The organism is Chitinophaga silvatica (assembly GCF_003419895.1).
GTDB lineage: Bacteria > Bacteroidota > Bacteroidia > Chitinophagales > Chitinophagaceae > Chitinophaga > Chitinophaga silvatica.
In genome coordinates this window covers 78153-97432 of sequence record NZ_QPMM01000001.1, presented here as the reverse complement: position 1 = coordinate 97432, position 19280 = coordinate 78153, and the positions used below count along the sequence as shown (strand labels likewise).

Below are 19280 nucleotides of genomic sequence, written 5' to 3'. Positions count from 1 at the left end.
ATTAAGAGGCATAAGGATTAAAGCGAATGCTATTAAAGGCTTCTGATAGGTTTCTATTTATGATTGAAACTTATCAGCAATTCTTAAAAAAGTCGCTTTAATCCTTATGCCTCTTAATATTAATCTCTGCTTCTTTGCGAGCAACAAGCGAGCCTGCGAGCTACTATTGTCCTACCAGGAATACGGCATTACTGAACAACAATTTGCCATTCTCCCAGAAACTACGGAACAGCGGATTATCTGCCAGGATCACTACGTTTCCACTTCCTACTTCTTTAACACCAAACAATACTCCGTCTTTCAACTGTTCACGTGTATTTGATCCTACAAATCCGCTCAGGTAATTATCTCTCTTCAATACACCTACGTTCCAGCCATCGCTTTCAATGAAGTCGTATAGATGGCTGTTTAGTTTCAGTGTATAATAAGTATCAGAATATCCAAAAGCTAATGGATGGGTATTATCCATCTGCACTTTAAAAATTGCTCCGGGAATATACTCTTTAACACTTTCACGCTCTCTGTTGCTATATGGTTTTATCGCATCATAAGATGGTTTGCTGTCTTTCTTCTCCTTACCATCTTTCTCTGCTTCGGCTGCTTTCTTTTCTTTAAAACCCCACTCCTCTCCTGCCAGTTGTAATACAGCATCTTCGATGGCAATCAGCTTTCCTCCACCTTTCACCCAATTTTTCAGCTTTTCATTTTTTGCTTTATCTTCCAGGAAATCATAATCTCCATCTGCCAGGATTACTACATCGGTTAAATCCCAGTTCACATTATTCAGGTTACGCTCATTCACCATAGAAATAGGATAATCCAGCTGCTGCTCGAAGAAATGCCAGATTTCTCCGATTCCCAGAGAGGAAGCTTTATCTCCAACTACCAGTACTATATTTGGTTTCTTAATAAAACGAACTTTATCAGAACCAAAATCAGTTCCTTTATCTACAAACCCACTTGGTACAGCATCTAACGTGATATTAAACTGATTACCTAATCCGGTGATCAGCTGATCAAATCCTGCGCCCTTCTTGGTATTGCCTGAACGTGTAATGATCAGTGTTCCTGCAGGAAAATCCTTTCCGCCAGTGCTAAACGGAGTTTCAGTGAAGCGTACTTTAATATCCTGTTGCAGTAAAGCCGCCAAAAACTTAACGTCTCTAACACTATTCCATTTTGCGAGATAAGCATACGGTTGAGTGGCCGACAGTGGTGTATTGTTACGCAGAGCAGGTGCATCAGCGGCCGGAGTGATCGGTTGCTTCAATGCATAGGAAGTTAATCCGTATACATATGGCATAGCCCATGCAGTGATATCGTAGGTAACGGAATCGGTTAAACGGGTTGTGGGTTCAAATAATACCCTCAGCATATTGGAATGGGCCTGGTAGGCATTGATTACAATATCTTCCTTATCGATCTGGAAATTCTCGGTTTTACCGGTGAAATAGTTAAACCCATTTGCAGTACCTACATTAGCTCCATAGCCAAATGCAATCTGGTTCTTTTTTAGCAAAGAGGCCAGTGCTCCAAGTTTCTCAGTATTTCCATTAGCTTTTACTACATAAGCTTTGTAAGCTCCTGGCGGTTCTTTTTTAGCCAGTTCGAAATACCTGGCATATTCATTAATGATCTTACCTGCTTGCTGGGAGGCAACTTCAATAGTTGAAATACCAGTGGTATAATGGTGAGCAATTCTATCGATCAGGGTAAGAGTATCGCCATCCTTTTTTAGCACAGCCACTCCGGCACGGCCGCTGCCGCCCTGTTCAAAGGTCATACCTAATGCCCCATTATACATTGGGTAGGTATCTCCATAGCTGGGATAGAATAAATCGAAACGTTCTCTGGTAAAGTATAACCAGCCTTGCTGATCGAAATACTTTGCATTGTTTTTTCCGATCAGGATCTGAAGTTCGCGCTGCCATGGAGTTACAGCATCATGATAAGGTTCTGCTGCCGGTGCAAAGTAATAAGGAGCTTCAATTTCCTGTTCATGGAAATCGACATGCACCTGTGGCATCCATTCGTTATATTTTGCAACCCGTTGCTGAGATTCTTTTTGTGTTTGCCATGCCCAGTCGCGGTTGAGATCAAAGTAATAGTGATTGGCTCTTCCTCCAGGCCAGGGTTCATTATGTTCTCTGGAATAGCGATAAACATTAGACTTCAGGCTACGGGTAGTGTTGTAGAAGTTGACATACCTTTCGCGGCCGTCGGGATTTAAACATGGGTCGAGCACCACAACAGTATTTTTAAGCCACTGTTGCGTTTGCGCATTACCGTTATTTACCAGCTCATATAATGTTTTCATCGCTGCTTCAGTAGAAACAGCTTCATTGCCATGAACATTATAGCTCAGCCAAACGATAACGGGCTGAGTACTGCCAGGATTGCCGCCGGCGTTAGACATATCCACACTGTGTTTGCGTATCTCATCCAATCTGGCGAAATTTTCAGCTGAAGCTACGGTAGCCGTGATTAGCGGCCGACCTTCATAAGTGCTTCCATATTGTTCAACCTTTACGTTTTTAGCATTGGCTGCTACCAGTTTAAAATATTCGACCACTCTGTAATGTGGGGTAAATTGTGTTCCTAAAGGATATCCGAGAAACTGATCCGGAGTTGGCACCTGAGCAAATAGGTTAAGGGAGCTCAGTAAAGCAATAACCAAAGTAATGTATCTGCGCATAAAAAGCGTTTCTTATATATAATGTAAGATAGGAATTGTTTTGTTAATTGGGGATTGATAAGATTTTAATTTAATTTCGATCCAAACACAACACACATGCGTTTTCTGACTATACTAAGCATAGCAATGTGCATTATGTATTCAGCCTATGCCCAACCAAGACAGCTGGACCCATATCATTATGCTATAGAAAAAAATATTCGTGTTCCTCACGGTGCCGTTGTTTCTGCTCATCCTTTAGCCAGTGAAGTAGGGGCAATTATACTGCAGGAAGGTGGGAATGCCGTAGATGCAGCCATAGCCACCCAATTGGCACTTGCAGTAGTATATCCCGGTGCTGGTAATCTTGGAGGAGGAGGCTTTCTGGTAGGACATCTCTCCAATCAAAAAGGTGCTAAAAATATAGCTATCGATTACCGGGAAAAGGCGCCTGCAAAGGCTAGCAGGAATATGTACCTCGATTCGGCAGGTAATGCTATTACCAAATTGAGCCTGGATGGCCAGCTGGCTGCCGGAGTTCCTGGTACCGTAGCCGGACTTTTTGCCTCCATGAAATATGCCAGACTTCCGTTTAAAAAGCTCATTGCACCCGCTATTCAATTGGCTGCCAGGGGCTTCGTTATTACAGAAGCTGAAGCAAATGGCTTAAACGAAGCCAGAGAACAATTCATACAACTCAATACCCAACCTACTGCCTTTGTAAAAGCCGATAAATGGAAAGCCGGAGATACCCTGGTGCAACCCGAACTGGCCCGGACCCTTGAGCTGATACGTGATAAAGGGGCAGCAGGATTTTACCAGGGAAAAACGGCCGCCAATATTGTTGCCGAAATGAAACGCGGTAATGGTATCATCACCCTGGAAGATCTTAAAAACTATAAGGCTAAAGAAAGAAAGGCTGTAGTCTTTAACTATAAACAATATAGCATTGTAACAATGCCTCTGCCTTCAAGCGGAGGAATCTGTTTACAACAGCTAATGGGAATGGTAGAAAATTATCCTATTGCCAAATGGGGGTTCCATTCGCCGGAGGCTGTGCAACTAATGATTGAAGCAGAGAGAAGGGCGTATGCCGACAGGGCATCTTTTTTGGGAGATCCAGACTTTGTAAAGGTTTCTGCCGAAAAGCTGACCAATAAGGCTTATCTGGCTCAACGAATGAAAGATTTTGTTCCAGGCAAAGCCGGAACAAGCGAACTTACAAAAGCTGGTGTGATGCCTGAAAGTGAAGAAACAACACATTTAAGCGTTATTGACGATGCCGGGAATGCCATTGCTGTTACTACTACACTTAACGGGCATTTCGGGAGCAGAACGGTGGTAGGTGGATCCGGCTTTTTATTGAATAATGAAATGGACGATTTTAGTGTAAAACCAGGAGTTCCTAATATGTACGGACTAGTAGGTAATGAGGCTAATGCGATTGCTCCGCAAAAGCGTATGCTGAGCTCTATGACTCCTACTCTGGTATTGAATAAAGACCAGGTGATTTACTCTCTTGGAACTCCGGGAGGTTCTACCATCATTACTTCAGTATTTCAAACATTAATGAATACCCTGGAGTTTGGATTATCACCGGAGGATGCTATTAATAAACCTAAATTTCATCATCAATGGCTTCCTGATGAAGTGATGGTTGAAAAGGATTTTCCGGATAGTACTATACAGGCATTACAGGCAATGGGATATAAGGTAACCAAACGGGGTTATATCGGACGTACGGAAATTATCAAACGCATTCCATCTACCAATACCCTGGAAGCAGCAGGAGATAAACGAGGCGACGATAGCGCCGCCGGTTATTAGTGATTTTTAAAACTGATTGATATGTCTTTAGGTCAAACTTATCTGAAAAGTGTTTTACAACGGCTTGAAATTCACCGTTTATTGGGAACTACTACCCTTTTAAGGTTGAATGATGAACAACTCCATTGGCAACCAGAAGGTGCACCCAATAGTATTGCCATCATTATTCAGCATTTACATGGTAATATGTTATCGAGGTGGACAGACTTTCTTACTTCCGATGGTGAAAAGCCCGGCCGAAGCAGAGATCAGGAGTTTATAGAACATGCTGCCTCTGCTCACGAGTTGCTAACGCTATGGAATGAAGGTTGGGAATGTATGCTGCAAGCTATTGGTAGTTTAACACCTGAGGACCTCGAAAAGACTGTCTACATCCGTAATGAGCCGCATTCTGTTGTTGATGCAATTAACCGGCAGTTAGCGCATGTACCTTATCATGTAGGTCAAATCGTTTATATCGGAAAAATGGTGATGGGCGATGCATGGGAAAGTCTTTCTATCCCGAAAGGTGACTCTGATAAATTTAATCAATCTAAAATGGGTAATAAATAATTCATGCAATTACGTTTAGTCTTAACAGTTATTACACTTGCAGGCTCTTTAATAGCCTGTAAAACAAAACAGGCCAATGAGCTATTGATGAATAAGAAATGGAGAGTGTATGACGTAAAAATTCCACCGGAGTCACCAATCAGTAATACTCAATATATTCAGGCAGAAGACCTGAAAAGAACCTATTATAAAGATGCCTATTATCAATTTCTGGATAATAATGTTTTCATAGCTACTATTGCCGGCAAATCAGATACTGGTAAGTATTCTATTCTAAGCAACGGTGCTATGATTTCTGTTACAGCCAAAAATGGCGACAGACGTGTAGAAAACCTGGTGACGATTACGAAACTGACAGACGATTACTTTGATATGCAAGTAACGTCCACCGATTTTCAGTTTATTTTATGTACTAAAAAAGAGTAAGAGTGGCATGCAGTATACCGATTTTACACCAGGAAGAACAGTAAAAATTGCAGAAAAAACCTGCTTATTTTTCTCCGGATTTGCCTATTTGGGATTACATCAGCTTCCAGCATATAAATCTCTGCTCTATGAGGGAATTGAGAAGTTTGGCGCTGTATTCCCCTCAAGCCGGGTAGCGAATCTGCGACTCAGTTTATATGAGGAGCTTGAAACCGTTATTGCAAAACTATTGAATCAGGAGGCTGCAGCTGTTTTTTCTTCAGGTTATCTTTCTTCCCAGGCAGCAGCTTTGTATGCGAGTAAATGCGGACAACTGATCTACGCACCGGAAACCCATCCTTCACTATGGGTCAATAACCCTGCTTTACCCACGGTATCAAGAGAGGAATGGGTCGCTGATACAATACAACAAGTCAATTCCCACCCTGATAATACATTTGCTATAGTTGCGGATACCGTGTCTCCGATCTCCGGAGTTATACATAGCTTCAAATGGTTACAGGAGCTGAAAAAGAAAGTACTTGTATTGGTTGATGATTCGCATGGCATTGGAATAATAGGGCCGGAAGGACAAGGAAGCATTTATTTTCTTCCACAGTCAGACGTTGTAACCTATCTGATTACTGCTTCGCTGGCTAAAGCCTATAGTACTGAAGGAGGCATGATAACAGGTTCAGAAAAAGCAATTACTGCCATCAGGAAGTTGCCTATTTTTTCGGGCAGTACTTCCCTACCTCCTGCTAATGCATATGCATGGCTACAAGCGAAAGACCTGTTTTCGGAACAACGCAGAATATTGCAACAGAATATTGCTTACCTCTTACATCTGGTAAATGATCACGGGATTCATAACCCATTTGCACTACCCATATTTATACTACCTCCGGTAGGTGGACTAGCGGCATCTTTGCAGAAAAAGAATATTATTATTTCGAGTTTTCCTTATCCGTTTCCTGATAGTTTGCCGGTCAACAGAGTGGTAGTTTCAGCAATCCATACACAGGAAGATATTACCTTTTTGATGAAAGGACTTAGCAGCTGTTTGTAATGCATATTTAACTATGAAAAATGACGCCATCAAATAGTTTGATAGAGAATATTGAAAAAATGATCAGGCATTGGAATAATCAGAATATTCCTATTAATCAATTAAATCCACAGAGACTTCTGGATTTTGAAAAATACAGGGATATTCAACTACCACATGATTTTAAAGAATTTTACTTAAGGATTAATGGGATGGAGTCTCATTTTCCAAATTATACTGATAGTGAAGGCTTTCTATTCTATCCATTAAATTATTGGATTTCTGCGGAGAATGAATTTATGTTAACAGAACACAGCAGTTCATTTAGCAAGATTCTGATTTTTGCTGATTATATGCAAAAATGTTGGTGGTATGGAGTAAAGCTTAATGATTCTGATGGAACCTATGAAATAGGAATTATCCCATATAAAGAAAAATTTAAGGTCATTACTGATTCATTGGCAGAGTTTATAGATTATTACTTGCAGGATTCAGCAATTCTGTATAATTATCAATAAAGAGCATAACATAAAAAACACCCCAAATATTGCAATCCAACACCGATTTATTACAATTCACTCCAACTGTTATTCCCAAACCTCAGGTTAGGTATTAATTTTGGCATTCACTTACTTCTTTGAAAGTTATGAAATAGCGGCATTTTTTAATTTCGATTCATCTTAATCTTTCAATAAAACGTATTTAAATAAAGAAGAGGATATATCAAAAGTAATCTGAGAATTACTTTCGATACATCCTCTCTTTACAACACATTATTCAGTCTATTTTATCACTCTCGTGGTTTTCGGCAACCTAATCTCAACCAGGTAGGTTCCTGCTTTCATTAATCTGAAAGCAAACAAAGGATTTACACTTCCGATTTTTGTAGTAAGTGATTTGTCTACAGTTGCGAAATCTGAAGGAATACGATAATAGATCAGGTAATTGAAGTTTGTACCTCCAGCAGAATACTTTGCAATTGGGAATGGTGCAATTTCGAAATTACATACCATCGTTGTATCAGTATATTCTACAGGATGGAAACGAGCGTAACTTTCGAAAGTTGGCCGGTCGCCCCGTTTGATGATTTCACCGGTTTTAGGATTGAAAGGCTTACCATCTTTATCTGTGATTTTCAGAATTACAGTGGCACCACTTTCCTTAATCCTGGTAACACTCATAGACATAGAACCCATACCCACAGTAGCAGAACCATCATCAGGGAAGAAGTTACAACCAGTGGTTTGTTCTGTTACCAATGGTGGATCTACAGTTGTAAGTGTAGCGATGTTCTTATAGATCTTCGTGCCTGCAACATTTGTTACTTTGATATCATACTCATAGGTAACATCAAGAGGCAAACTATCTGTGGCAGCATTAAACACCCATTGGCCGCTAGACAGAAATGTGAATGGTTTTAGCTTCTGAAGTGCTCTTTTCTTATTTACCTGTTCGATGGTAGTATCGATAGCAGGATCAATTGCAGCCGTGTATACATACACAGGATATTCCTTAAAGAACTCATCTGCATGTTTTTTATTATCGGCTCTGCGAATATCGAGCAATTCAAAAGTGATAGGTCTGGTAGAACCATCGAGCAGAATGGCTTCAGTTTTCTGAAATGCCAAACCACGTTGAACCGTGAGCGGAGCATCCGGTACATACAATCCTTCACTTAAAAAACCTTCATCCAGTTTTTTACATCCTCCTAAGATCACTCCTGCCAGAGCAGTTATACCTAAAATTTTTTTCCAGTTATATGTTGATGACATACTTGATTAATTTTGATTGTTACTTCCAATAAAAGGTATGTGAATTACTTAGTACGTGTAAAACACCGGTTTTAGTAAGAATACCTGTTGTTTGCAGCAGATAGTCCTTATCTCTGTCTGCATCCGGATAGTCGGTTGGCAAAGGCACAGGATCTACACCATTAATGATTTTAGACATATTCGTTACTGCATAGGAGATTTTCAGATCATCATCTACTAACCATACCAATTTAAATCCAAATTCTTCCTTCACTTTGTTCTTAAACACCATTGGTTCGAGAGAAAGATTTGCACGCTCAATTTTGGTATCAAACATATATGCCATCAGGCTATCTCTTAACTCAGGTACTTTCAGGCTATCGATCGTATACTTAATATTCTCGTCGTTCTTCTGCTTTTGCAATGCAGTAGTACGGAGTTTCAGGAAACGTGCAATACTGTAGTCGGTTGGTGCTACAAATGTGATGTTGCTGTTTAACGTTTCCTTCAATCCAGCTTTATCAATCAGGATGATTAATGTATCGAACAAAGGGTTTGCCTTGAGATAATCGTAAGTTGTCAGATCGGTATGTGGATCGGAAATACTGCCGCCAATAAAGTGATTATCTTTTCTGCATGAGGTAAAAAGCACAACTGCCAATAACCCTATCCATCCTGTTTGTATGAAAATTTTCTTAAGTTGATGCATAACAATAATTTTAAGCGTTCCTAGATATTATCTTACTTTCCCTAACCAGAACTTGTTTTGTGTAAGCACATTATTAGTCTGGAATAAAGAACGGGCCACTGGCCATTTCCATCCTTCTTCCTCGTATCTCGACTGAGGGAAAGTGAGCCATCCATTAGCCCAATCCTCTGTCAGGAAACCGGTACGAACCAGGTCATACCATCTTTGTCCTTCAGCATAAAGTTCTCGACTACGCTCTAACAGTACTTCTGCCTGCAGATCATATTGATCTCCATAGTCTGCTTCCTCAAGTGCATAGGCATTGGAACGCGCTCTTACAGTGTTCATATCTTTTATTGCTGCACCAGTATTACCCAGATCGGCATAGGCTTCAGCACGCAACAGTAATAGATCGGCATAACGCATAATGATGATATTAGCATCAACAGAACCCATGATATTTTCCTGTCCGTGATATACATTTTCGCCATTGGAACCTGCAAATTTGCAAATGGTTACATCAAACTGTTCGCTTGCATCGAGATTATAGAAGAAATACTTCAATCTAAGATCATCCTCATCATCATAAATAGTAGAGATTAAATCCAGATTCGGAGCGTCTAGCTTCTTGTCTTTCTCCAGGAATGGGCGTTTCAGGATATTATAATAAAAACCCTTCGCTACCTGATGTTCGCCGTACTGTGCCTGCATATTGATTTCGAATACCCCTTCAGCAGATTTACCATGAAATACTTTATGATATTCTGATGCCGCCAGCAACATATATTTACCACTTTGTTCTACAGCATCAATTGCAGCAATGGCATTGGTAAGATCAGCTCTGTTTGCACCTTTATTCAGGAAATTCCTCCACATATAAGCATGGGCCAATAATCCGTAAGCCGCTCCCTTAGTAGCCCTTACAGCTTTGTCATTAGCACTACCAAGATCCCATGGCAATAATGTAACAGCTTTTTGCAAATCAGTGATTACACTATCCAATACTACTTTTTCATTTGTTCTTGGCAGATTGGTAGCATGTGCAGGATCTGGATCATAGCTCAATACCAAAGGCACATCACCCCATAAGCGAAGCATATAAAAATAGGCGAAGGCCCGCAGAAACCGTGCTTCGCCAAGATATCTGTTACGGGTGGTGGAAGCATTGGTAGTAAACTGACCATCCGGAATCTTAGGAATGAATTCCAGCATGATATTAGTCTGAGCTACAATTTTATAGTAAGGGCTCCAATCGTGATACGGCTGAAGGTAGGAACCAATAAAATCAGCAGAGTTAAAGCCATCGCCACCTTTTACCAGAGAGGCTACATCATACTGATCATAGTCCTGGAATTCAAAAGCCGCTAATGAGCCATAGGCAAAGTGCGACATATATTGATTATACTCAGTATTGGAGGTCAACGCTTTTCTTACTAAAGCGTATGCTCCGGCCGCACCCTGCTCGGCATCCTGTTGATTTTTCCAGAATACTTCTGCATATGGTGAATTGATCGGTGTCTGATCCAGCAATTTCTTACAGGCAGTAAATGGCACGAATAATAATAATGCCAGTCCTGCTATTAATATATTCTTAGACAAAGTCATAATTACTTCTTTAAAAATTAAAACCCAATGTTTACTCCCAATGTAAATTTCTTAGGCAGCGGATAGCCAGCACCGTTAAATGTGCCTCTTTCATCTACGGCTTCTGCATCCGGTACTGATGAACGCTGGAACATTGCCAGGTTATCTATTACTCCGTAGAATTGAACTTTGTTTAATTTGGTGCGCTCCAGGAATTTAGGACCCATTGAGTAAGCAAGATTCAGGTATTTGATTCTTGCCCATGAACCATTTTCGATAAAGGCAGAAGAGAAAGGAAGGAATTGATAATAGTATCCTTTACCATAAGGGATCAACTCGGAATATTTAGCCTGATCTCCTTCTTTTTCCCAGGTATTAATACTCTTTGGATCTATTGCCGCAATATTTGCATAGTTGGTAGCCAAACCAACTAACCTGTCAGACATATACTTGTTATAGATATCACGACCTAAGGTAAAGGTCATATACACCTGTAAGCTCCATCTGCCATAAGTAAAGTTGTTGCTCAAACTTCCGGTACAGAAAGGATTAGGGTTACCTGCACTTATTTTATCATTCCAATCCCAAACATCATAGTCACCATTCTGATCTACCCAAATAAAATCACCTGCCTGAACAGTGTGGTTACCATTCCAGTAAGTCAACTTCTCGCCAGTGTATGGGTTGAATGGAATATCTTTTGAAGTTGAGTATACTCCGAGGCTCTTCATCATATAGAACTCGTTGATAGAGCGGCCTTTGCTAAGAATATAGGACATGCCAAGATTTTCATCATTCACGATGATATCGCGACCACCATCAGGTAATGATACTATCTGGTTCTTAACAAAAGACAGGATTAAACCAGGGTTCCACTGGAATTTGCTTTGAGGGGAAAATACTCTACCCTGAATATTAAATTCGAGGCCGGTATTACGGATATCAATCGCATTGGTATTTACTTTATCATAACCAGTAGTAGCCGGTAGAAGGATATCAAATAATTTTCTGGATGTTCCTCTGTTAAATGCATCGAATATTACACTTACTCTTCCATTGAGGAAAGTTGCATCGATACCAATATTAGATTGTTTGGCTTGTTCCCAGGTCAGGCCATTTTGTGCCACACCATCGCTGAAGTTTGGAGTGATCGGATTAACGCCATTATAGGTTACACCGTTAGAACCACCATAAGTACCCTGGTTAGTATTGTAGGTATTATAAGGCAGATAATATCCTGATGGTAAGCTACCTGTAATACCAAAGCTACCACGGATCTTCAGCATATCTACCCATTTTTTCAATGGCTCCATGAACGGCTCATCGGAAATATTCCAACCGGCTGATGCCGATGGGAAATAACCCCATCTGCTATCACGACCAAAACGGGAAGAAGCATCCGCTCTGTAAGCAAATGATAACAGATACTTTTCTTTATAGTCGTAGTTTACACGGGAAAAGAATGATAACATGCCGGCCGACTGATAGTCGGACCCTGAAACCAGGTTACCATATTTATCTTTGTACAGTAAGAAACGGGTATCGTAACCTTGCACAACCTTGAGATTATCGTTACCCAAAGAACCGCTACCAATACCGGTATACTCATTCTTTACATTATTAATGGTATTCCCTAACAGTACATTGATGTGATGATCTTTATTTGCAACACTTGTATTGTAAGTCAGGGTATTATCCAGGTTCAGATTTTCGTACCTCGATCTGCTGCTTTGCATATAGGCCACACCTAAAGGATCTAAGGCTCCCGGTCTGAAGATATCGCGGCTATTAACAGACGACTGAATTGACCCGGTTGATGAAAAACGGATTTTTGGGGTGAGATCATAGTTTAAAGTAATACTGGCAGTGATATCATCGTTCAGGTTTTTATCTCTGCTGCCAGGATAGTTACCCACCATGTTTGCCAGTTCAATGTCGCGCAGGTTGAATAAAGATGAAAGATATTGGCCATTTTTCAGCGGAATAATATCTTCACCAGGGAAAACACCACGACCGCGGCTTCTGTCGCCACGGCTTAAACGGAACAATGAATTAACATTAACTTTCTCCGACATTTTCATTCCGACTGCAGCGGAGGCGGTATAACGCTTGTAACCAGTACCTCTGACGGTTCCATCTTCATCATAATAGTTACCACTAATGCGATAGTTAATAGACTCATTAGCTCCTGATACCGAAAGATCATAGTTCTGCAGCATACCATTTCTGAAGAAGAGGTCTTGCCAGTCCATATTCCCGTTCAATGCAGGGTTCAGGCTATCTGTAAGGAGGATAGGAATTTTAGTTTCCAGTTGGTCGAAAGTCAGTTTTTTCTGGAGGTAGTCCATTTTAAAACGTCTTTCTTCGGCACCACCATAAACTGTTTCGAACTTTGGTTTTTCTACCAGTCCGGCGTATGTAGAGAAATTGATTTGTGGTTTACCGGTTTTACCGCGTTTGGTTTTTACGATCACCACCCCGTTTGCACCTCTTGAGCCGTAGATAGCCGCAGCAGAAGCGTCTTTCAGGATGTCTACAGATTCAATATCGTTAGGGTTTAATCCGGCAATATAGTTGGTACCAGTATTATCGAAAGCTGCGGCATCATCTGATGAAATCGGAATATCATCGATTACGAATAATGGAGAGCTAAGAGTGCGGATATTGCTGGAAGTACGGCTTAAACTTGTATTACCTCTTACTACAAATGATCCGCGAACACCCGGTTCTCCGGTGAAGTTCTGAACGGCCAATCCGGCTGCCCGGCCTTGTAATAACTGGTCGAAGCTTGGAGACGGGAGGTTTTCGATTTCTTTTCCTTTTACGCTGGAAACCGCTGCGGTCACCGTTTTACGTTTCACTTCCTGATAACCGATGATTACTACGTCTTTCAGGCTTTTCTGATCTGGCTTCATTACAATTTTATATGTATTGCCAGTGGTAAGTGAAATGGTTTGTGTCTCAAATCCGATGAAAGATACAGATAGCTTTTCTGAGGTTCCTTTAAGAGTAAGTGTAAATTTACCCTCCGGGGTTGAAATGGTTCCATTACTGGTTCCTACTTCCTTTACCGAAACTCCGGGAAGCTCCACTCCCTTGTCGTCGGTGATCACTCCTGAGATCTTTCGCTCCTGGGCCCATACCTGTAGGCATAGAAATCCCATTAGCACTAATAGTAGCAACTTTTTGTGCATAGATTCTGGTTTAAAAATATATGGGAATATTAAAAATTGGATCTTCAGGCGCTGGCCTGAAATTGTTCACTGATTTTTAGCATAGATTAAATATTTGGTTGATTAATTAACCCTTCAGGTTAAACGATCACCTTACAGAAACCGACTTCTGTGAATTGTTCACTGATAAGTAGTCTGAAATAGATTGAAAATGTTGATTGATTCGAACCTTTCTCCCAATCCGATTATTCGTACCTATGGGAATACAGGTTGCAATTTGTTCACTGATAAAAAACTCGATTTAATAGTTAATAAAATTTGAAGGTCGACACAAGTGACAAGTGACTTCGAATTTTGCTATTCACTAAATATTACTTCATTGTTCTAAAGCGAAAATTATAAATGTTAAGGTTTTCTTAATAACCTCATTTACAACATCTGACAATTATATGACAAGGTTTTATTTTGGTTGATCTTTGTTAATGGATTGAAAATTAACTCATTAAATCAAAATAACAAAATAATAATTAATAATAAGTCAAAATACTATTAAATTATTTTAAAATAACATCAGTATAAAGCGTAGACCAGACACTATTATGAGAAACACAAATTCAGTTTCTCACGTATAAACACGTACGAAACAAAAACGTTGGATTTCCGTATCTCAACGAGAAAAATCCCATATTTATCGGCATACTCGCCAGAAGGTGATAACTATTAATTATTTTTGCCCCATAAATTCATAGGGCCTGAAAAAAGTACGAAAAATACTGACTATTCTGGTACTGTGCTTGTTGGGCCTTGTCATTCTTCTCGGAATACTGGTAAACATTCCTGCGGTGCAAAATTTCCTCGTACGCGAGGTTACCAGCCGTTTGTCTGCCCAACTCAAAACAGAAGTTTCAATCGACCATGTAAATATTCGGCTTTTCAATAGCATGCAGCTAAAAGGTACTCTTGTAAAAGATCTGAAAGGAGATACCCTTCTCTATGCCGGAAACTTACAGGTACGAATAACTGACTGGTTCTTTTTTCAGGACAAACCTATCATAAAATACGTAGGACTGGATGATGCCCAAATCAACCTAACCCGTACCAGTAAAGATTCTACCTGGAATTACGATTTCCTGATAGATGCTTTTAGTTCAGCTCCCGATACTGTTACGAAACCAAAATCCTCTTCTTCTTCGCAGGGATTGTCGTTAGACCTGAAAAAGTTGAACTTCAACAATGTTCAGTTCAATCAGGTAGATGCCTGGGTCGGAGAAGACATGCGTGTTTATACCAAAAAGCTCTTCCTGGATGCCAAAAACCTGGATCTTAAAAAACATAATATCGATATACAGGAGTTAACCGTAACCGGACCAAAATTTATCATCTCCGATTATGCCTCCTCTCCTTTGCGCCACCGCAGGCCCAAGGAGAAAAGCTATACCTATAACGATTCCACCCTTCGATGGAACAACGATAACTGGCGCCTGCTTGTAAAAGAGATCAATATTAAAGATGGTATTTTCGGAGTCGATAATCCAGACGATACTTCACCCATCGAACCTGGCTATTTTGCACCGCATCATATCCGCTTTAATGAAATCAATCTGTCTCTTACCAATACCAGCCTGATAAAGGATAGTATCATTGGAGATCTTACACTAAGCACCAAAGAACGTAGTGGCTTTGAAGTGAAGAAACTTACAAGCCGTTTTAAAATGTCGCCGGTGGAAATGGAGTTTTCCCAACTCGATCTCCAAACCAACAGAAGCAGGATCGGTGATTATTATACCATGGAATACAACGACATCAGCGATATGAATAACTATATCGATGATGTTATCATGCGGGCACATTTCAAAAATACCAAGGTATCGTCTGACGACATTGCCTACTTTGCGCCACCACTCTCTTCCTGGAAAAAGGAAATCACAGTTTCTGGCCATGCCAGAGGCCCGGTAAGCAACCTTAAAGCTGCCGATATTTCCCTGGAAGCCGGAAATACGACCAAACTCAAAGGAAGCCTTGAAATGCGCGGACTACCGGAAATTGAGGAAACCTATATCGATTTCCACGCCGATGAACTGGTAACCACCGGACAGGATGTAATGCAAATCATGCCGGTAGTGAAAGAGATAGTAAGCACCGTGAGAATAGACAAATTGTCGAACATTCGCTTTAAAGGAAGCTATACCGGGTTCATCAATGACTTTGTAGCATACGGACAATTTCAGACCAACCTCGGCAATCTCACTTCCGATCTTAACTTTAAAACCAATAAAGATGTACCTGTGTATTCGGGAAGTTTAACCACCAATAACTTCAACATAGGAACACTTTTCGACAATGAGAATCTGTCTACCATTACCATGTCGGCAAAAGTAGATGGTGCAGGGTTCAACTTTAAAACGCTGAAAGCGAATGTAGACGCAGATATTCAGGAAATCGCCTTATTCGGGTATAACTATCAGCATATCAAAACGAATGCAACCATGGCCAGAAAGCTTTTTAATGGCTCTCTGACCGCCGATGACCCGAACCTGGTTATGAACTTTGCCGGAACAATCGACTTTAATCAGGAACTCCCACTATTTGATTTTAAATCGACCATCGATAAAAGCGACCTTCGTGCCTTACACCTGACACAGGATTCGGTAACCTTTCAGGCGAAACTGGACCTGAACTTTGCCGGTAGCAACATCGATAACTTCGACGGAACAGCCAGAATGTACGAAGTTTCCATATTTAAGGATAATCGCCGCCTGGAATTTGATTCCCTCAATGTAGCTTCTCATTTCGTAGATAATCAGAAAATATTACAACTGGCCGGTAGTGAAATTTCAGGTGCCGTGAAAGGAGAATATAGCTTCCTCCAATTACCGGATGCATTCCAGTTATTACTTAATAAGTATTACCCAAGCTACTTCAAAGCACCAGATAATAAAGTCATCAATCAAAACTTTACTTATGCTTTTCATTTTGGAGATGTAAATAAGGTTTTGAAGGGCATTACTCACCAGTTCACCGGCTTCAACGAATCAACGATCAGCGGGGCATTAAATACTATTGGAAATGGTAATCTGCTGCTCAATATCAATATTCCAGATGCCGGCTATGAAGGCTATAGGGTACAGGATCTGCAGGTTAGAGGTGATGGAAATTTCAACAAGGTAAATATCAGTACCAGCGTTGGCAAGGTTCTTTCAGGCAAAAATATGCTGTTTGAAAATCCAATCATTATTGCCAGTTCCAGCCATGATACTTCTTTTGTAAAGGTAGATTTCTCATCAGAAGATACTTCCTCGCTGGATGGATTTTTTGCCCGTGTAATAACTGTACCGGAAGGAGTAAAAATCAACTTCCTGAATAGTGCCTTTACAGTGAATGAACGTCAGTGGAACGTAACTCCCGGCAATGAGATTTATTGGAGCAAACATTTTCTGACTGTTAAGAATTTCAGGGTAACCAGAAATGATCAGCAAATAACCGTTGAAACCAACGAGTTTAATCCCGATGAATCTAAATTCCTGGTTACACTAAAAAATATCAACCTGTCTGATGTTATTCCCGCTCAGTTAATCACCACCCGAATTGAAGGGATCACTGATGGAACCATCAATATCACCGATCCGACCAGTAACCTGGATATTAATGCAGCCCTGCGGACCCGGGAATTGAGGATAGATAACGACTCTATCGGAATAGTAAATGTAGATGGCCGCTATAACCATGTTACCGGAGAAGCAGCAATTAACGTACAATCCGATAATCAGGGTAAAAGCTTTCTGGCTCAGGGAACCGTTGGATTATCATCACATAACAACGAGATCAATGGTACCATCAAACTAAATAATACTTCCATCAGTTTACTGAATAAATACCTGGCTGGTTATGTATCTAATCTTAGTGGTAGCGTTACCGGTAATGTGAAAGTTGGAGGCACCACCATTCAGCCATCCGTAAGAGGTAACCTTACCCTGGATACAGTTGGTGTTACGGTAGATTATCTGGGCACTCACTATAGAATACCCAAACTGAACATCAATATAGATGATAACCTGATTGAATTTGGAAACTTTGTACTCATAGATAAATACAATACCAAAGGAAACGCCAACGGTTATATCAGTCATGACCATTTCAACGATATGAATTTCGACTTTGATGTTACGGGTCGTGGGTTCCTGTTTTTGAATACAACAGCAAATGATAACGATCTCTTCTATGGAGATGTGCTGGCAGACGGTAAAGTATATTTCAGCGGTCCAATCAATGATATGCAGATGCATATTATTGCCAAGCCTATTAAAGGCACACATTTCTATCTGCCGATGTCGGACAGTAAGGATATCGGGAAATATGACTACATCAATTTCAAAACCTACGGAACTGAAATCGTTGAGAAGAAGAAGAAAAAAGACAATACCAAACTAACCGTGAAGCTCGACATTGCTGCCAATCCGGATGCGCAGATAGATGTAATTCTGGATGCAACCACCGGCGATATAATCAGTGCCAATGGAACTGGAAACCTCCAGATTACTGTTAATACGGAAGGCGATTTCACTATGTTTGGTAACTACGAAATCAATAATGGGTCGTATAACTTCACCTTCCAGCGACTTACCAGCTGGAAGTTTGACATAGAGAAAAACAGTTCGATCACCTGGAACGGCGATCCTTCAGAAGCCAGGGTGAATATTATGGCCAAGTATTCACTCCCTAAAGTAAGTTTATATAACCTGGCGGTGCAGGGAACTGCAGGTACAGATAAAGACAAACTCGCTACAAGAACCGAAAGAGTAGATGTATTGATAAATCTGCGTGGGGCTTTGATGAAGCCGGATATTACCTATTCTATTGAACTTCCTGATGTTGGGAGTCTGGCTTACGAAAGTGGAGTTGCAGCTCACCTGAAGGAGATAAATACAGATCAGAATAAGGCATTATTCCAGGTTTGGGGATTGTTGTTCTCTAATCAGTTTTTACCTGATGATGCCACTGCGTCGGCAGCGGCCAACGTGGGTATTACAGGTAAAAATAGTGTGGGGCAGGCATTATCGGCTCAGGCACAGGCTATCTTAAATAATATCACAGGTGTATTATTGAAAGGAAGCGGAATTGGGGTGAATGTAAACTACAGAGCCTATAACGTTGGAGGTACGCTGGAAAACTCATCATACGACCGTAACCAGGTGAGTGCTGGTATTACCAGTAACTTATTTAATAATCGTTTCAGATTGTACGCGGGGGGAGATTATGATTGGGGCAAATCTGCTACTTCAGCTAATGCCAATCGTTTTGCGGGTGACTTCAGAATTGAGTATCTACTAACTCCGGATGGCAGGTTCCGTATTAATGCATTCAGCAAAACGGACTATGATGTTTATAACCTGGCAAACCGTACTAAATCGGGTATAGGTATTTCGTATATACGGGAATACAATAAATTCAATGAATTATTTGGGGCAAGGAGAAGAAGAGTTCCTGTGCTCGATACCGTTCCAAAAGTAGCGCCCAGACAAGATTCTTCCGACAATAAGCAGGTAGTTGAGACAACTCAGTCTAATTAAAAAGAGATTGC

Annotated in this window: 11 protein-coding genes; 6 read left to right on the top strand and 5 right to left on the bottom strand. The window is 40.6% G+C overall.

What is annotated here, in order from left to right; all coding sequences use genetic code 11:
• Positions 1-163: 163 nt before the first annotated feature.
• On the bottom strand, positions 164-2695 hold the full coding sequence (locus DVR12_RS00330; RefSeq protein ID WP_116973466.1) for a M14 family metallopeptidase: 2532 nt from the start codon (positions 2693-2695) through the stop codon (positions 164-166).
• A gap of 96 nt (positions 2696-2791) precedes the next feature.
• On the opposite strand from DVR12_RS00330, the gene ggt reads away from it, so the two are divergent.
• The 5 genes from ggt to DVR12_RS00305 are packed head-to-tail and all read left to right on the top strand — an operon-like array spanning position 2792 to position 7024.
• The gene (ggt, locus tag DVR12_RS00325; protein ID WP_116973465.1) at positions 2792-4501 is read left to right on the top strand and encodes a gamma-glutamyltransferase; all 1710 of its coding nucleotides are present in this window, start codon (positions 2792-2794) and stop codon (positions 4499-4501) included.
• Positions 4502-4522: 21 nt separating this feature from the next.
• Positions 4523-5053 carry a DUF1572 family protein gene (locus DVR12_RS00320; protein ID WP_116973464.1) on the top strand — a complete coding sequence of 177 codons (531 nt, stop codon included), beginning with the start codon at positions 4523-4525 and terminating at the stop codon, positions 5051-5053.
• A 3-nt stretch (positions 5054-5056) separates the two neighbouring features.
• Positions 5057-5479, top strand: coding sequence for a hypothetical protein (locus DVR12_RS00315; RefSeq protein WP_116973463.1), 423 nt, complete (start codon positions 5057-5059; stop codon positions 5477-5479).
• 7 nt (positions 5480-5486) lie between these two features.
• Positions 5487-6527 carry an aminotransferase class I/II-fold pyridoxal phosphate-dependent enzyme gene (locus DVR12_RS00310; protein WP_116973462.1) on the top strand — a complete coding sequence of 347 codons (1041 nt, stop codon included), beginning with the start codon at positions 5487-5489 and terminating at the stop codon, positions 6525-6527.
• A 20-nt stretch (positions 6528-6547) separates the two neighbouring features.
• Complete coding sequence (locus DVR12_RS00305; RefSeq protein ID WP_116973461.1) at positions 6548-7024, top strand: SMI1/KNR4 family protein; 477 nt, start codon at positions 6548-6550, stop codon at positions 7022-7024.
• Between the two features lie 264 nt (positions 7025-7288).
• On the opposite strand, the gene DVR12_RS00300 is transcribed toward DVR12_RS00305, so the two are convergent.
• From DVR12_RS00300 to DVR12_RS00285, 4 genes are read right to left on the bottom strand one after another with little or no spacing between them, the layout of a single operon-like run.
• The gene (locus tag DVR12_RS00300; RefSeq protein ID WP_116973460.1) at positions 7289-8278 is read right to left on the bottom strand and encodes a DUF5007 domain-containing protein; all 990 of its coding nucleotides are present in this window, start codon (positions 8276-8278) and stop codon (positions 7289-7291) included.
• Between the two features lie 19 nt (positions 8279-8297).
• The gene (locus tag DVR12_RS00295) at positions 8298-8966 is read right to left on the bottom strand and encodes a fasciclin domain-containing protein (RefSeq protein ID WP_116973459.1); all 669 of its coding nucleotides are present in this window, start codon (positions 8964-8966) and stop codon (positions 8298-8300) included.
• A gap of 27 nt (positions 8967-8993) precedes the next feature.
• Entirely contained in the window at positions 8994-10550 is a 1557-nt protein-coding gene (locus DVR12_RS00290) for a RagB/SusD family nutrient uptake outer membrane protein (RefSeq protein WP_116973458.1), read from the bottom strand.
• A 17-nt stretch (positions 10551-10567) separates the two neighbouring features.
• Entirely contained in the window at positions 10568-13723 is a 3156-nt protein-coding gene (locus DVR12_RS00285) for a SusC/RagA family TonB-linked outer membrane protein (RefSeq protein ID WP_116973457.1), read from the bottom strand.
• An 821-nt stretch (positions 13724-14544) separates the two neighbouring features.
• Between DVR12_RS00285 and DVR12_RS00280 the strand changes: the two genes are divergently transcribed.
• Positions 14545-19269 (top strand): translocation/assembly module TamB domain-containing protein, encoded by a 4725-nt coding sequence (locus DVR12_RS00280; protein WP_116973456.1) that lies wholly within the window; start codon positions 14545-14547, stop codon positions 19267-19269.
• Positions 19270-19280: the final 11 nt, after the last annotated feature.

Bases quoted from the DNA above. Each gene is read 5' to 3' on its own strand.
- DVR12_RS00310 (WP_116973462.1), top strand. From the start codon at position 5,487: ATGCAGTATACCGATTTTACACCAGGAAGAACAGTAAAAATTGCAGAA.
- DVR12_RS00290 (WP_116973458.1), bottom strand. From the start codon at position 10,550: ATGACTTTGTCTAAGAATATATTAATAGCAGGACTGGCATTATTATTA.
- DVR12_RS00295 (WP_116973459.1), bottom strand. From the start codon at position 8,966: ATGCATCAACTTAAGAAAATTTTCATACAAACAGGATGGATAGGGTTA.
- DVR12_RS00315 (WP_116973463.1), top strand. From the start codon at position 5,057: ATGCAATTACGTTTAGTCTTAACAGTTATTACACTTGCAGGCTCTTTA.
- DVR12_RS00320 (WP_116973464.1), top strand. From the start codon at position 4,523: ATGTCTTTAGGTCAAACTTATCTGAAAAGTGTTTTACAACGGCTTGAA.
- ggt (WP_116973465.1), top strand. From the start codon at position 2,792: ATGCGTTTTCTGACTATACTAAGCATAGCAATGTGCATTATGTATTCA.
- DVR12_RS00285 (WP_116973457.1), bottom strand. From the start codon at position 13,723: ATGCACAAAAAGTTGCTACTATTAGTGCTAATGGGATTTCTATGCCTA.
- DVR12_RS00305 (WP_116973461.1), top strand. From the start codon at position 6,548: ATGACGCCATCAAATAGTTTGATAGAGAATATTGAAAAAATGATCAGG.
- DVR12_RS00330 (WP_116973466.1), bottom strand. From the start codon at position 2,695: ATGCGCAGATACATTACTTTGGTTATTGCTTTACTGAGCTCCCTTAAC.
- DVR12_RS00300 (WP_116973460.1), bottom strand. From the start codon at position 8,278: ATGTCATCAACATATAACTGGAAAAAAATTTTAGGTATAACTGCTCTG.